Raw genomic sequence first — 14,648 nt, forward strand, 5'->3', positions numbered from 1 at the left:
TTCAGATTATTGTTAAAATGTATCGCTATTATAGCACACGCGCATCTTTGCTAACAATTTTCGGCATTTAAGCCGTTCGTTCGGCAATTAAATTGGCGAACGCTTCAAGAAGCGGTGCCGGACGGCCGAGTGCCGCGAGTGCCTCATGCGCGCCGTTTAATTCTTCCGTTAATTTTTCTTTTGCCCCGTTCATTGATAACAGCGATGGGTATGTACTTTTGTCATTTGATTCATCGCTGCCGACCGGCTTGCCGATTTCTTCTTCCGTTCCTTCGACATCGAGGATATCATCTCGGATCTGGAAGGCAAGTCCGATATGGCGCGCATATTTTTCGAGCAATGACGTTTCACGCTCATCCGCGCCGCCAATGAATGCGCCGGCCATCACACTGAAAGCAAGTAACCGCCCTGTTTTGTGAAGATGAATATATTCGAGTTCTGGGAGTGTTAACGTCTTTTGTTCCCCTGCCATATCCGCCATCTGCCCGCCGACCATTCCCTCAGGTCCGGCAGCGGATGCCAGCATTCTAATCAGCTTAACAGATTGTTCCGGGGAATGGGCTGTGGAAGATGCAATGAGTTCAAATGCAAATGTTAATAGAGCGTCTCCCGCTAAAATGGCCGTGGCCTCGCCAAACACCTTATGATTGGTTGGCTTTCCGCGGCGCAGGTCGTCATCATCCATTGCCGGCAAATCATCATGAATAAGCGAGTACGTGTGAATCATCTCCAGGGCACATGCTGAATCAAGCCCTTTTTCCGCTTCTTTCCCATATGTTTCGAGCGCCGCAAATAACAGCATGGGCCGTATGCGTTTCCCTCCGGCTCTCAATGAATAAGCCATCGATTCTTTTAGCGGTGCAGGTGCCTGAAGCGCTTCGACACGCTGAAGTAAATACGATTCAAACATGGTACGTTTTTCTTCGATATAGCTTTTAATCGCTGTCATGATTCCTCTCCATCCAGCCGAAATGGTTCGTCTCCCTGATTGGTAACGAGCTTTGCCAGTTCCGATTCTGCTTTTTTTAATTTTTCGTGGCAGAGTGCGGACAGCTCCATGCCCAGCTTATATTCTGCCAGTGCTTCTTCAAGCGGCACATCGCCTTCTTCCAGACGGGCCGTAATTTTTTCAAGTCTTTCCATCGCTTGTTCAAAGCTTAAGTCATTAAGGTTCATTTTTATTCCCCCCGATTGATTGAACGTCCGTATAAAGTGTGCCATCTGAGAGACGAATACGGACTTGATCCCCTATTTTCACGTCTTTTACCGATTTCACTAACGTATCGTCATCATGGTATGTTAAACTGTATCCTCTTTCCATCACTTTGAGCGGGCTGAGTGCATCAAGCATGGAAATAGCGTTTTGAAACCGGTTTTTTTTGTCCTCGACCGCCGCTTCCGTTAAAACACGCAAACGATGATTCAGACGCTCCAGCTGGGCTGTCTCCACTTGAATGCGCCGGTGCGGACCCATTTGCTGAATTCTTGCTGCCGAATGGGCAGCTGCTGTTTTTTTTCGGTCCACCAAGGATTTCATCCCGCGGATCAACCGTTCTGTCACCCTGTCAGCCTGCTCCGATTGCTGTCTGTACAACGCCTGCGGGTTACGGATAATATACGTATTTAAAACCGTTTGATGGCGATTTCTTGACACGCGGACTGTTTCTGCCGCTGCCCGGGTCAGCCTGTTTTGCTTTGACAGCAGCCGTTCAAGCACTTCTTCCACGTGCGGCACCGCCATTTCAGCGGCAGCTGTCGGTGTCGGCGCCCTCAAATCAGCCGCAAAATCTGCAATTGTAAAGTCCGTTTCATGCCCGACCGCTGAAATAACAGGAATGGTTGAACTGCTGACCGCACGCGCAACCGCCTCTTCATTAAATGCCCATAATTCTTCAATTGAACCGCCCCCGCGCCCCGCAATGATTACGTCTGCCCGTCCGTCTTTATTGACTTTTTCAATTTGGGAAACAATCGATGCTGTCGCCCGGTCCCCTTGTACAAGTGCCGGATAAATCAAGATCAACACAGCAGGGTAACGGCGTTTAATCGTTGTAATGATATCGCGAACAGCCGCCCCCGTTGGTGAAGTGACTACGGCCACGCAGGTCGGATATGCCGGGAGCGGACGTTTGCGGTCAGCACGGAACAACCCTTCCTGCTCGAGCTTTTTTTTCAGCTGTTCATACGCAAAATAAAGATCGCCGACACCGTCCGGCTGCATCGTTTTCACGTACATTTGATACTGTCCGCTTGATTCGTAAACGGTCACTTCCCCTGTCAGCACAACCTGCATTCCGTTTTCCGGACGAAATTTTAATGACCGGTTCGCAGCAGAAAACATGACCGCCAATAGGCGGGCGCTGTCATCCTTCAGCGTAAAATACATATGCCCGCTTGAATGATGCTTAAAGTTCGAAATTTCCCCTTTGACTGCGACATCTTTCAAGTGCGGATCCGCATCAAATTTTCGTTTTATGTATTTGGTTAAGGCCTTTACGGTCAAACATTGATTGGCTTCCATTTCTGTTCACCTTTTTCTTCAAATAAAAAATCTGTCTTTCCGATTATAGCATGATCGGAAAGACAGATTCATCAATCGGTTGTGCCGTTTATTTTGCAGCAAAAGCTTTGGCGGATTTCACTGTGTTGTATAAAAGCATCGTGATCGTCATGGGACCGACGCCGCCTGGAACCGGTGTGATCGCTCCAGCTTTTTCTTTTGCGCTTTCAAAATCAACATCGCCGCACAATTTTCCGTCTTCATTCCGGTTAATGCCGACATCAATGACAACAGCACCCGGTTTAATATGATCCGCCGTGACATAATTCGCAATACCGACTGCGGCGATAATGACGTCTGCCTGGCGCGTAATCGACGGAAGGTCTTTTGTTTGCGAGTGCGTGATCGTCACGGTTGCGTTGTTCATTAATGAAAGAAGCGCCGCCGGTTTGCCGACGATATTGCTGCGGCCAATCACCACAACATGCTTGCCTTCAAGTGAAATATTTTCTTTCTCAAGCATTTTGATAATGCCGTACGGTGTACAGGAGTAAAATGAATCTTTGCCGATCGCCATTTTGCCGACATTGACCGGATGGAAGCCGTCGACATCCTTTTCCGGAGCAATCGCATCAATGACTTTATCTTCTGAAATATGCTTTGGTAGCGGTAATTGAACGAGAATGCCGTGAATGCGGTCATCATTATTCAACTCGTCTACTTTTTGAAGCAACGCTTCTTCTGAAAAATCGGCGGGATAGCGGTGTACCTCGGAGTGGATGCCGATTTCTTTACTGCTTTTTTCTTTGCTGTTCACATACGTGTGGGACGCCTGGTCATCGCCGACAATGACAACGGCAAGGCCCGGTGTTGTACCCGCCGCCTTTAATGCCTCAATTTCTTCTTTCAATTCGGCCCGAATGTCTTTTGCAATGGCTTTGCCATCAATGATTGCTGCTGTCATTATAATACCCCTCACTTATTCCATCGATTGATTTATTTTCGATAACACGCCGTTAATAAACTTGCCGGCGCGTGCATCGCTGAAATGTTTTGCTAATTCGATCGCTTCGTTCATCGCGACTTTCGACGGTACGTCTTCTGCATATTTCATTTCATATACAGCAAGGCGCAAAATGTTACGGTCTACTTTCGCCAGACGATCAAACGACCAATTCTCAAGGTTTTCTTTTATTACGCTGTCAATGTCTTCAAGGTGACGCTCCACCCCGACAACAATGTCGTGTAAATAGCTGCTGTCACTGCTGTCTCCGTCCAGAACGTTTTCGATTGCTTCTGACGCTTCCGCTCCGCTTAAATCCATTTGATAAAGAGCCTGGATACCCTTTTCACGTGCTGTCCGTCTATTCATTCATGTTAACTCCTTTTTATTTAATGCCCTTATGATCATAGCATAAAACAAGACGCGCGAAAACATGAGAAAAACGCTCCGAACATGCCGGAGCGTCCTTTTATAGTTCTTCCTCGTATTCTGGTTCCGGCTGCTTTGTTTCAAATTGAATGCCGACAATATGAATGTTCACTTCGTCCGCTTCAAGCGCCGTCATATTCAGAAGGGTTTGACGAATCCCTTCCTGTATTAATTTAGCTACCTGCGGGATCGACACGCCGAATTTGACAACGCAGTATACATCCACTTTAATGCCGTCTTCTGTCAAATCGACGCGTACGCCTTTGCCGTGGTTTTTTTTGCCGAGACGTTCGACCACACCTGATGCAAAACTGCCGCGCATTTTTTCTACTCCATCCACTTCAGATGCGGCAATGCCGGCAATGACTTCAATGACTTCCGGGGCAATTTCAATGCGGCCATGGCCGTTTTCACCGTCACTCATGTCAAGCACTTGGTTTACTGCCTGCTGATCTGCCATATACAACACCTCCAAAATTAAGATTGGGCTTTCATCACATCATACATTTCAAGAAACTTTGTGTTAAATTCGCCGCTGATAAATACATCGTTCTCAAGCAATTTTTGATGGAATGGGATGGTCGTATGCACACCTTCCACGACGAATTCGGACAGCGCCCGCTTCATGCGCGCAATGGCTTCTTCCCGCGTTTTGCCATGTACAATTAACTTCGCCACCATTGAATCATAGTACGGCGGGATCATGTAGCCCGGATACACGGCGGAATCAACACGCACACCGTACCCACCCGGCGGCAGGTAGCCTTCTACGCGGCCCGGTGACGGCATAAAGTTCTTCTCCGGATTTTCGGCATTGATCCGGCATTCGATGGACCAGCCGTCAAACGTTACGTCTTCCTGCTTCAAGGAAAGCTTTTCTCCGGATGCGACACGGATTTGTTCTTTAATTAAGTCAACACCCGTGACCATTTCTGTGACGGGATGTTCCACTTGAATACGCGTATTCATTTCCATAAAGTAAAACGTCTTCTGGTTCGCATCATAAATAAATTCTACCGTACCGGCACCTGTATAATCAACCGCTCTGGCCGCTTTAACCGCCGCTTCACCCATGGCTTCCCTCGTTTTCGAATCGAGAGCCGGTGATGGTGTTTCTTCGAGCAGCTTTTGCATCCGGCGTTGAATGGTGCAATCACGTTCACCAAGGTGAATCACGTTCCCATGCGTATCCGCGAGCACTTGAATTTCAACATGGCGAAAATCTTCAATAAATTTTTCCAAATACACTCCTGGATTCCCAAAAGCAGTGGCCGCTTCCTGCTGCGTCATATTTACGCCCTTTTCAAGCTCTCCCGGATCGCGGGCAACCCGGATCCCTTTCCCGCCGCCGCCTGCTGTTGCTTTAATAATAACCGGGTAACCGATTTGTTCGGCAATTTTCAAGCCGTCTTCCACGTCTTTAATAATCCCGTCTGAACCAGGCACAATGGGAACACCTGCTTTCTCCATCGTATCACGCGCAACGTCTTTCGTTCCCATTTGCGTAATGGCCTCCGGCGAGGGACCGATGAATATGATGTTGCATTCACGGCAAAGCTCCGCGAAATCAGCGTTTTCCGCCAAAAACCCATAGCCTGGATGAATGGCGTCCGTTTCGGTTAATTTTGCGACGCTCACAATATTTGTAAAGTTTAAATAGCTGTCTTTCGATGCCGTCGGGCCGATGCAGTATGCTTCATCCGCAAGCTGAACGTGCAAAGCATCGCGGTCCGCTTCCGAAAACACGGCAACTGTTTCAATATTCAGCTCTTTGCATGCACGGATAATACGCACTGCAATTTCACCGCGGTTGGCAATCAATACTTTTTTAATCATGCGCAAATCCTCCTTTATTCAGGTTTTACTAAGAAGAGCGGCTGGCCGTATTCCACAAGCTGGCCGTCTTTAACGAGAATTTCCACAATTTCTCCGTCTACTTCCGCTTCAATTTCATTAAACAGTTTCATCGCTTCCACTATACAAACCACTGAGTCTGATTTGATTTTATCGCCCGGTTTAACGTATGCGTCAGCATCCGGTGACGGTGACTGATAAAATGTGCCAACCATAGGAGAGGTGATTTTATGTAAATGAGCATCATCTGCTGCTGACTTTGGTGCTTCTGGTGCCGGTGCTTCCTGAACAGCCGGTGCCTCGGCTTTCGGTGCTTCCTGTACCGGTGCAGGCTGTACAGCCGGTGCTGCTGCATATGTAGTCGTGCCTGTTGATTTTTTCATTTTCAATTTGCTGCCTGCTGATTCAAAAACAAACTCCTCAATTCCCGATTGATCAACGAGTTTGATCAATTCTCTAATTTCCTGTACTTTCATTTTCAAAACACCCCTTCAAAATAAATGATTTCCGGAGTATCTTCATTGGGAAATGAGGAAACTCCTCCTCTCATTTTATCTTTTTTTCGTCAATTAGCAAATACGAAAAAAAAAACGAAAAAGAGCTCACCCGTTCAAAGGCGAGCGTTTTTATCTATTTAAACGGCTGAAACTCAACAGAAACAGGCATTTTTTCGTCCATTTCTTCTTTTGCAAGCCGGATAATTTCATTCGCCGCTTCCGCCGAATGGCTGTCCGATTTCACCGTAATCCGCACTTCGCCGTCACTCGCCCGCACAAGTGCATCGTCGTATCCTTTCGATTTAATCAGCGTTTCTAACATCTGTTCTTTCGCCGCGAGGGCATCAAGCTCCTGCATTTCATCGTATGCCTCGTTTTTTGCTTCAGCCGATACGTCAGCAGACGCAACTTTGGCGGTTAATTCTTCTTTTAAGCGGCTCCGTTCATCTTCCGCTTCAAGTCTGATCAGTTCAAATACTTCATCACCTGCTGTTTCTTCCACCGTCACGTCGACGTCTTTCGCTGCAGAATCAGGCATCGATTCTTCCAGTGTGGAGGCCGGCAGCAATTTCTCAGGTCCTGTCACATAATAAACACCTAATACCGCCGTTAAACTAACCATTGTAAACAGCCAGACCGTTTGTTTTTTCGGCATCACTCTGTTTCCCCCTTTTTTCCCGGCATAACAGCAACGCGATGAACCGGTACTCCCAGCACGCGCGTCACCGCTTCCATGATCCGTTTTTTTACCTGTATCTTTTCCGCTCCTTCCGCAACGACAAGCACACCTTGAATTTCCGGCTTTCGCACCTCTAATATGACCGGAGCTTCCGCGTCCCCTGACCTGACAACGGCCATCTCTTCTTCATTTGTGTCGTCTCCGCTTCCAGTTGATGACGATATGTTTTTCTCCAGCACTTTCCGCTCGGATGATGCAAGATTGACAATGACGGAAACGTTTTTCGCCCCGGCAATTTCATTTAATGCGGCGGTTAGTTCCCGTTCATAATGGCTTTTTACATCCACTTCAGCCGTTTCCGATTTTTCAGCCTTTTGTTCCTTCTCAGGCGGATCGCCGCCCTGCAGATCACCGAGTGCCATTAGAGCAATTCCTCCGCCTAATAGAATGGCCGCCCATTTTAATGGCTTGTCTGCTTTGCCTTTTTGCAAAAAGGCAAATAGCCGGTTTCGCTCACTCACCTCCCGAATCCCCCTTTTGAATCACCATATTCAATTGCCCCGCATCCATATTCCACTTTTGTGCGATCATATTGATTAATTTTTCTTTCGGACAGCCGCCTTCTGCTGTCTCCTGTACAATGAAAACAAGGTTCTTTATTTCATTTTGCTGGATATCTGTGTCTACACGGCTTATCGTACAAGACGGATAAGATTGCAGTGCCGCTTGAGCTTCTTTCAATAACTGCGGTTCCAGGTAAGAATCTGGCCTTAACGATTCAGTTTTCATTAAGTGAGTCAGCTGACGATCTGTTTGCTGCTCAAAAACGTTTATTTTTTGCCCGCTTTGCTGACCCAATGAAAAATCCACATCGGTAAAGAGTGAGAAAATCGGTGACACAATGGCTGTCATAATCACGAGGCCCGCGGCAAGACGGACATATTTTTGCATCGCTGTTTCCGGAATCAGCATGTCTACTGCTGCAGCACATAACAATATGGCAAGCACACTGGTCAGCCAGTCAAAAATGGATTGCACAAACTCACCTCATCATGTACGCTGCATTGCCGGCTGCCACAACAGCAGCCATCATTAAAAAATACATAAACGATACAAGCGCAAGGGATGCAAGAACAAACGACATGGTTTTGCCGATCATGTCCAGACACGATGCAGCGGCTGAATCGCCCAATGGCTGAAGGATTGCCGCCGCCACTTTATATAACAAAACGAGCACCATAATTTTGACAACCGGAAAAAGAGCGGTCAATAGCAGCAAGCCAATTCCGGCAGCACCTGCTGTATTGTTAATCATAAGTGCGGCACCTGACGCAGTATCGGCGGCATCGGCCATCATCCGGCCGACGACCGGAACAAATGTGCCGCTTATAAATTTGGCCGTTTTCACGGTCAGCCCGTCTGCGGTGGCCGCTGTCATCCCTCTCATTGTAATGACGGCAAGGAACACAGTCATAAACGCACTAAGAATGGATACACTGAGGGTCCGAAGCAGCGAAGCAATCCGGTCCGCCTTATAATGGTCTGACAGTAATCCGACTAAGCTGAACATGACTGAAAAAATGAGGCACGGCAGCACGATTTGATCAATTAAAATCCCGGACACATTCATCATAAATAAAAGCAGCGGCGGAAACAGGGCAGCGGAAGCAACCGCACCCGACAGTGCCAGCAGAGCGATCAGCACCGGCATAAACGCAGTCATAAAAACAGTCATATTCTCAACGGCGCCTGATGCTGACTCAACCGCCATCCTGAATGTGTTCATTGCCAAAATAAACACCGGAATTAATATGGCGGCTTCCGCAGTCTTACTTACCGTTTGATGACCGAATGCATGTCCCATCGTCTTCAGCACGGATGCTAAAATGGACAGCAAAAAAATAGTCGACAATAACTGTGCATGCTCCGTCACCTCAAAAATAAAATAGGCTTGAAACGCATCCACCCATTTCTCGATAGAAAAAAAATCGGACACGCTGAGATCTTCTGTATCTATTTCTAATTGATGGGGTAAAAACGGGCCATACGTCTCCTTTATTTCGCTCCATCGGTCTTCGATGGCGGATAAATCAACATTTTCCATCAGCGGCTGCATGACTTGTCCCATTTGTTCACCGTCCCGGCAGCATCGCAATGACCGTTTCAATGAGCATTGCTAAAATTGGCAATATGAGTGTCATAATGATAATTTTCCCTGCGATTTCCATTTTAGCTGCAAGAGCATTTTGACCGGCGTCCCTGGCGATGTTTGCAATGAATTCTGAAATATAGGCAATGCCGACTGCTTTCAGTACTGTCTCAACATATATTTTCTCAGCGCCGGCATACGCCGCCATCTTGCGGACCGCGCCAATGAGCGCTGCCATTTCCCCAGCCAGTCCGTACAAAAGCAGGCCGCAGACGAAAAAAACGAACAATAGTGAATAACCCGCACTGTATTCACGCAGTAATACCGCCAGAAACACGGCTACGAGAATAAGAGCGGCTACATGTGTGATAGCAATGGTATGAACGCTCCTGTCACTGGAATAAAAAAACCGATTTTATCCGGTCAAACAGTTGTCCGACAATGGTTGCTGCCATAAATAAAATGTACAAAAAACCAAATAGTGTCACCCATTGGGCATATTCTTTTTTTCCAAGCTGCTCTAAAATCGTATGCAAAAAAGCGGCGATAATACCGATGCCTGCTATTTTGAAAAGTAGGTCTACGTCCACATTCATTTCATTCCCCGCCTTACATTAGCAAAATAGCTGTTAACAAGCCGGATAGAACACTCACTGCGCGAACCACACCGGCGAGGCGCTGTTCTTCTGTTAATGCTTCCTCCCGTCTTCTTTCAAGCTGCGCCGTCACATGTTTCAGCCTTCGTTCCTCCGCTTCCTGCGTACATGCCCCCAGCATATGACCTGCCTGCTCGAGCAGACGGATATCTCCCGGCTTGAAAGCAAACCGGTTTTTGTGCTGCTGCAGTGTACTTGTCCATATATAATCCGCACTCGTTTCAGATGACGGCAGCTTTTCGGCAAAATCATGAAAAAAAAGCGAAGCCGGTTTTTCACTTGTTCCGGCAATAAAGCGGGCGGTTGTTTCAATCGAGTCGGCTCCGAATACGATAGCGGTTTCCATCGTTAACAGGGCAGATTCGAACTGACGAATATGCTTAACCCGGTCGGAATACGTTTTTGATTTTCGCCAGCCGATGAGAAATGAGGCTAGGATGATGAAGAAGGCACCGGCCCATTTCATGGCCATGCCAGCGCTGCTTTTAAGGTCTTGCCGTGCTGATCGCGCACAATGTATTCATGGTTTGGCTTGATTTCAATATACCGCTTGAACATTCCGCTCTCCTTTATCTCACGGATAACGAGCCGGCGAATCGCTTCTTCATACGAATGAGCATGGACCGATGCAATGACGGTTATCCCGGCGTTAAGCGCTTCTGACATGGCATAGGCATCTTCAGCCCGGCCGATTTCATCTGCAATTAAGACATCCGGACTCATCGACCGGATCATCATCATCATCCCTTCTGATTTTGGGCACGCATCTAGAACATCTGCCCGTGTGCCGATATCCAGCTGTGGAACACCGTTCAGGCATCCGGCAATTTCGGAGCGCTCGTCCACAATGGAAGTTTTACTTGCCGGAATTCCCAATTCTGTCTGTCCGCTTGCTGCCATTCGGGCGATATCACGAAGCAATGTTGTTTTTCCGGATCGGGGCGGACCAATCAGAAGTGTGCTTTCCCACCCTTTCTCGTACAGAACAGGAAGCAGATGACGCGCGATGCCTTTCTTTTCTTTCGCTACGCGTATATTAAAAAAAGAGAGGTTTGTCATGGAGTGAATCAAACCTTTTTTTAACACCGCCTGTCCCGCCAGCCCGATGCGGTGTCCGCCTTCAATCGTGATATACCCTTTTTTCAGCTGCTCTTCCAGCCTGTAAAAAGAATGCTTCGTTAATTTATGCACAAATGCCAGTCGTTCTTTCTCTGTAAACACAACAGGGAGAAAATATTGCTCTGCCCCCGATAGTTCAACGGGCTGCCCCGTTCGAAGTCTGATTTCTTCTATGTGCGTATCTTTTTTTAAGATCGGTGTCACTGCCTGAACAATCGTTTCCGGCAAATACGGCAATATGGCTTCATACGGCATAAACAACTGTCGCCTCCTTCCTTTCTTTTCATACTGTATGAGAAAAAGAGGGGAAATATGAAACGAAAGTGAGAAACCAGCATTAAATAAGCATCACTTGTTTGCGTCCTTTCTAACAGCTGAATCGGAAACATCAAAAACCCGCCGTTGTGACTGGCGGGCTTCTTCTTTATGATCGGGCGCGGGAAATGGCTTCCTGTGCAAGCGTCCGATAAGCAATGTCATCCATCGGCGGGTTATGCAACCCGGCTCTGACGTTTTGCCAGTATCGGTGAAGCGGGTTTTTCTCAGACAAACTACGGGCTCCGACAATGCGCATGGCCATGTCCGTTACCTCTATTGCCGTATTTGTGACAAAAGATTTGGCTGCAGCCATTTGCGGCTTGATCGGCTCGCTTGGCGCATGGTCATACAACTCAGCCGTCCGGTATAAAAACTGCTGAGCAGCCATTAATTTCATATCCATTTCACCAATCAGCTGTTCTGTGACAGGTAATGTACCGATCGGCTGATCAAGTGAAGCCGGGGTATAATGAGCCGCAAACTGGACCGCAAAATCCCTGGCGGCGCCGGCAATCCCGATGTAGCATGCAGGGATATGTAAAAGCCAGCCTTTCCGGCGAGATTTACTGTCATCATCGAGCTGCTCGACAACATAATGTGCTGGTATCCGGACATTTTCAAGAATTAAGTCATGACTTGCTGTACCGCGCATGGCGACGCTGTCCCACGTTTCCCGAATGGATACGCCATCATTGGAAGCTGGGACGAGAAATACGGCAGACTCCGGTGTGCCTTGTATGGATGCTGAAACAAAAAAATAATCGAGAACAGGGGCAGCGGATGTAAACGTTTTTTCCCCGTTGATCACATATGTATTGTCAACGATCCGAGCGGTCGTTTTAAATGCCGCACCCCGAAGTGGGCTTCCGGCATTTCGCTCACTCGCAGCCGCATTGAAGAGCTTTCCTTTCTGCACTTCTTCCTTTAGAAAATCCGTAATATCCAGATTCCAATGTCCGTGTTCGGCAAATTCCATTAAGATGCCTGTATGCCAGCCGATGGAAAGGGCTGTCGCTCCGCATCCTTTCGCGATCGTTTCCTGGCACTGTACAAATTCAAGCAGCGGCATACCGCCATTTTCAGGAAGCATCGCATTCGTGTAACCGATTTTTTTCAGATCTTCTATATTGTCAAACGGAAAGGAATTCAGCTGATCAAGAGCCGGTTCTCTCGTTTGAAATACAGGAATAAGCGATTGTAATTCCTCTTTTATTTTCACAACGCACTACCTTCTTTCTTTTCATCTTCTTTTATCGTACGGAGAAGCGCGGCAGAACGCAAATAAAAAGAGCGCACCAATAAGGTACGCTCTGATGTATTATGCGCGCGATACGTATGAGCCGTCTGTTGTGTTGACGATCAATACGTCACCTTCATTAACAAAAAATGGAACATTGACAGAAAGGCCTGTTTCAACAATTGCAGGTTTAGTACCCCCTGATGCTGTATCGCCTTTAATGCCCGGCTCCGTTTCTGTTACTTTCAATTCAACAGTATTTGGAAGTTCAACACCGAGTGTTTCTGTGCCATACATCATGATGGATACTTCCATGTTTTCTTTCAAGAATTTCAATTCATACTCGATTTGTGATGCCGGCAGTTCGATTTGATCGTATGATTCATTATCCATGAATACGTGCTGGTCACCATTCGCATACAAATATTGCATACGGCGGTTATCAATTTGCGCTTTGCCCACTTTCTCACCCGCACGGAATGTTTTTTCCTGAATCGCACCCGTGCGCAGGTTGCGAAGTTTTGAACGGACGAATGCAGCTCCTTTCCCTGGCTTTACGTGCTGGAAATCGACAACGCGCCAGATACCTCCGTCTGTTTCAATGGTTAGTCCTGTACGAAAATCATTTACTGAAATCATGTGTGTTCCTCCTGGAAATTACAAAATAATAAGTTCTTTTGTGGAATGTGTAAGCCGTTCGTTTCCACCATCAGTCAATAGAATATCGTCTTCGATCCGCACGCCGCCGATCCCCGGCAAATAAATACCCGGCTCCACAGTCACGACCATGCCTGCTTCTAGCGGTTTGTCGTTGCGAATGGAAAGTGTTGGACTTTCATGCACTTCAAGCCCAAGGCCGTGTCCGGTTGAATGACCGAACGCGCCGCCGTATCCTTTTGATGTAATAATGTCACGCGTTACAGCGTCTGCTTCCTTCCCGGTCATACCCGGCTTGATTTGTTCGACCCCCGCCATCTGTGCTTCCAAAACGATCTCAAAAATCTCTTTCAGCTGTTCAGATGGTTCTCCCACTGCGACTGTGCGCGTAATGTCCGATGCATATCCTTTGTAGAGTGCACCGAAATCCAATGTCACGAAGTCGCCTGATTCGATTTTTTTATCACTCGCAACACCGTGCGGCAATGCTGAGCGCGCACCTGATGCGACGATTATATCAAAGGAAGAAGAAGCCGCACCGCATTTTCTCATAAAAAATTCGAGTTCATTAGACACATCAATTTCTCTCGTTCCCGGCTTAAGAAAATCGAGAATATGTTTGAACGCTGCATCCGCGATATTACACGCTTCCTTTAATATCTTAATCTCTGATTCCGTCTTAATCAAGCGCAAGTTTTCAACGATTCCGGCAACCGGTTTAAGATGGCCGGTAAAGTACTTATTAAGAAGTTCATATTCCTGGTAGGAAACGTGCTCTTTTTCAAAACCAAGGGTTTGAACACCAAGCGTTTTCGCCTGCTCCATCGCTTCCTGTAAAAGGGGCTTTGTATGTTGGACAATGGTAAAGCCCGACGCCTGCTTTTCCGCCTGCTCAGTATAGCGGAAATCCGTTAAGAAAACCGCATCGTTTTGTGTGACAAGTACCGCGCCTGCTGTACCGGTAAATCCGGTTACATAGCGGCGGTTATATGGGCTCATAATAAAGAGTCCATCCACCGCATTGTCGGCCAGCTGCACGCGAAGCTTTTCAAGTAAAGACATCTTTTATTCCCCCCGGCTGATTAAAAAGTCAAGCGCCATTTCATAGCCGTACAACCCGAACCCGCAAAGCTGTCCGGCCGCATGAGGGGCTACGACAGAATGACGCCGAAATTCCTCACGCGCATGAATATTTGAAATATGTACCTCCACGACCGGCACTTTAATTCCTGCCACTGCGTCACCGATGGCATGGCTGTAATGGGTAAACGCTCCTGGATTAAAAACAATCCCGTCCAAACCTTCATCTTCTGCCAGATGAAGGCGTTCCACAAGCTCCCCTTCAAAATTGGAATGGAACGTCACCACTTCCACACCCGCTTTTTGACCGCGTTCAATGACCCGTTTTTCAAGTTCACCGAGTGTCGTGTAACCATATATATGCGGTTCGCGCTTGCCTAATCTGTTTAAATTCACACCGTTCATCAAAAGAATTTTTTTCATTCATCCCCGTCTCCCGCCTATGCAATTTTCCCGAATAGTTTATCATA

The 14,648-nt window shown here is 47.3% G+C and carries 20 protein-coding genes; all 20 read right to left on the minus strand.

What is annotated here, in order from left to right:
• Nucleotides 1–67 precede the first annotated feature (67 nt).
• The 20 genes from BTO30_RS04950 to aroQ all read right to left on the minus strand — a co-directional run bounded on the left by BTO30_RS04950 (nt 68) and on the right by aroQ (nt 14,601).
• Nucleotides 68–949 (minus strand): polyprenyl synthetase family protein, encoded by an 882-nt coding sequence (locus tag BTO30_RS04950; RefSeq protein ID WP_075397610.1) that lies wholly within the window; start codon nt 947–949, stop codon nt 68–70.
• Nucleotides 946–1,176, minus strand: a complete 231-nt coding sequence (gene xseB / locus BTO30_RS04955) for an exodeoxyribonuclease VII small subunit (protein ID WP_075397611.1) — start codon at nt 1,174–1,176, stop codon at nt 946–948. The genes BTO30_RS04950 and xseB overlap by 4 nt, the downstream gene beginning before the upstream one ends.
• The gene (gene xseA / locus BTO30_RS04960) at nt 1,166–2,521 is read right to left on the minus strand and encodes an exodeoxyribonuclease VII large subunit (protein ID WP_075397612.1); all 1,356 of its coding nucleotides are present in this window, start codon (nt 2,519–2,521) and stop codon (nt 1,166–1,168) included. The genes xseB and xseA overlap by 11 nt, the downstream gene beginning before the upstream one ends.
• A gap of 88 nt (nt 2,522–2,609) precedes the next feature.
• Nucleotides 2,610–3,464, minus strand: a complete 855-nt coding sequence (gene folD, locus BTO30_RS04965; RefSeq protein ID WP_075397613.1) for a bifunctional methylenetetrahydrofolate dehydrogenase/methenyltetrahydrofolate cyclohydrolase FolD — start codon at nt 3,462–3,464, stop codon at nt 2,610–2,612.
• Nucleotides 3,465–3,479: 15 nt separating this feature from the next.
• The gene (gene nusB / locus BTO30_RS04970; RefSeq protein WP_075397614.1) at nt 3,480–3,872 is read right to left on the minus strand and encodes a transcription antitermination factor NusB; all 393 of its coding nucleotides are present in this window, start codon (nt 3,870–3,872) and stop codon (nt 3,480–3,482) included.
• A gap of 100 nt (nt 3,873–3,972) precedes the next feature.
• Nucleotides 3,973–4,392 carry an Asp23/Gls24 family envelope stress response protein gene (locus BTO30_RS04975; protein WP_075397615.1) on the minus strand — a complete coding sequence of 140 codons (420 nt, stop codon included), beginning with the start codon at nt 4,390–4,392 and terminating at the stop codon, nt 3,973–3,975.
• 17 nt (nt 4,393–4,409) lie between these two features.
• The gene (gene accC / locus BTO30_RS04980; protein WP_075397616.1) at nt 4,410–5,768 is read right to left on the minus strand and encodes an acetyl-CoA carboxylase biotin carboxylase subunit; all 1,359 of its coding nucleotides are present in this window, start codon (nt 5,766–5,768) and stop codon (nt 4,410–4,412) included.
• A gap of 14 nt (nt 5,769–5,782) precedes the next feature.
• On the minus strand, nt 5,783–6,262 hold the full coding sequence (accB, locus tag BTO30_RS04985; RefSeq protein ID WP_075397617.1) for an acetyl-CoA carboxylase biotin carboxyl carrier protein: 480 nt from the start codon (nt 6,260–6,262) through the stop codon (nt 5,783–5,785).
• 154 nt (nt 6,263–6,416) lie between these two features.
• Nucleotides 6,417–6,938 carry a SpoIIIAH-like family protein gene (locus tag BTO30_RS04990; protein ID WP_075397618.1) on the minus strand — a complete coding sequence of 174 codons (522 nt, stop codon included), beginning with the start codon at nt 6,936–6,938 and terminating at the stop codon, nt 6,417–6,419.
• On the minus strand, nt 6,938–7,483 hold the full coding sequence (locus tag BTO30_RS04995; protein ID WP_245796332.1) for a stage III sporulation protein AG: 546 nt from the start codon (nt 7,481–7,483) through the stop codon (nt 6,938–6,940). Before BTO30_RS04995 ends, BTO30_RS04990 begins: the two co-directional genes overlap by 1 nt.
• Entirely contained in the window at nt 7,476–8,000 is a 525-nt protein-coding gene (locus BTO30_RS05000) for a stage III sporulation protein AF (RefSeq protein WP_075397619.1), read from the minus strand. The genes BTO30_RS04995 and BTO30_RS05000 overlap by 8 nt, the downstream gene beginning before the upstream one ends.
• A gap of 4 nt (nt 8,001–8,004) precedes the next feature.
• Nucleotides 8,005–9,090, minus strand: coding sequence for a stage III sporulation protein AE (spoIIIAE, locus tag BTO30_RS05005; protein WP_075397620.1), 1,086 nt, complete (start codon nt 9,088–9,090; stop codon nt 8,005–8,007).
• Nucleotides 9,091–9,094: 4 nt separating this feature from the next.
• Nucleotides 9,095–9,448 carry a SpoIIIAC/SpoIIIAD family protein gene (locus BTO30_RS05010; protein ID WP_245796333.1) on the minus strand — a complete coding sequence of 118 codons (354 nt, stop codon included), beginning with the start codon at nt 9,446–9,448 and terminating at the stop codon, nt 9,095–9,097.
• Nucleotides 9,449–9,503: 55 nt separating this feature from the next.
• The gene (spoIIIAC, locus tag BTO30_RS05015) at nt 9,504–9,707 is read right to left on the minus strand and encodes a stage III sporulation protein AC (RefSeq protein ID WP_075397622.1); all 204 of its coding nucleotides are present in this window, start codon (nt 9,705–9,707) and stop codon (nt 9,504–9,506) included.
• Nucleotides 9,708–9,720: 13 nt separating this feature from the next.
• A complete protein-coding gene (locus BTO30_RS05020; RefSeq protein WP_075397623.1) occupies nt 9,721–10,239 on the minus strand; it encodes a stage III sporulation protein AB in 519 nt (172 codons plus the stop codon).
• Nucleotides 10,230–11,141, minus strand: coding sequence for a stage III sporulation protein AA (spoIIIAA, locus tag BTO30_RS05025; RefSeq protein ID WP_075397812.1), 912 nt, complete (start codon nt 11,139–11,141; stop codon nt 10,230–10,232). The genes BTO30_RS05020 and spoIIIAA overlap by 10 nt, the downstream gene beginning before the upstream one ends.
• Before the next feature lie 169 nt (nt 11,142–11,310).
• The gene (locus BTO30_RS05030) at nt 11,311–12,423 is read right to left on the minus strand and encodes an acyl-CoA dehydrogenase family protein (RefSeq protein ID WP_075397624.1); all 1,113 of its coding nucleotides are present in this window, start codon (nt 12,421–12,423) and stop codon (nt 11,311–11,313) included.
• A gap of 99 nt (nt 12,424–12,522) precedes the next feature.
• A complete protein-coding gene (efp, locus tag BTO30_RS05035; RefSeq protein ID WP_075397625.1) occupies nt 12,523–13,080 on the minus strand; it encodes an elongation factor P in 558 nt (185 codons plus the stop codon).
• 18 nt (nt 13,081–13,098) lie between these two features.
• Complete coding sequence (locus BTO30_RS05040) at nt 13,099–14,160, minus strand: M24 family metallopeptidase (protein WP_075397626.1); 1,062 nt, start codon at nt 14,158–14,160, stop codon at nt 13,099–13,101.
• Nucleotides 14,161–14,163: 3 nt separating this feature from the next.
• Entirely contained in the window at nt 14,164–14,601 is a 438-nt protein-coding gene (gene aroQ, locus BTO30_RS05045; RefSeq protein ID WP_075397627.1) for a type II 3-dehydroquinate dehydratase, read from the minus strand.
• Nucleotides 14,602–14,648: the final 47 nt, after the last annotated feature.

The organism is Domibacillus antri (assembly GCF_001936625.1).
Taxonomy (GTDB): Bacteria; Bacillota; Bacilli; order Bacillales; family Domibacillaceae; genus Domibacillus; species Domibacillus antri.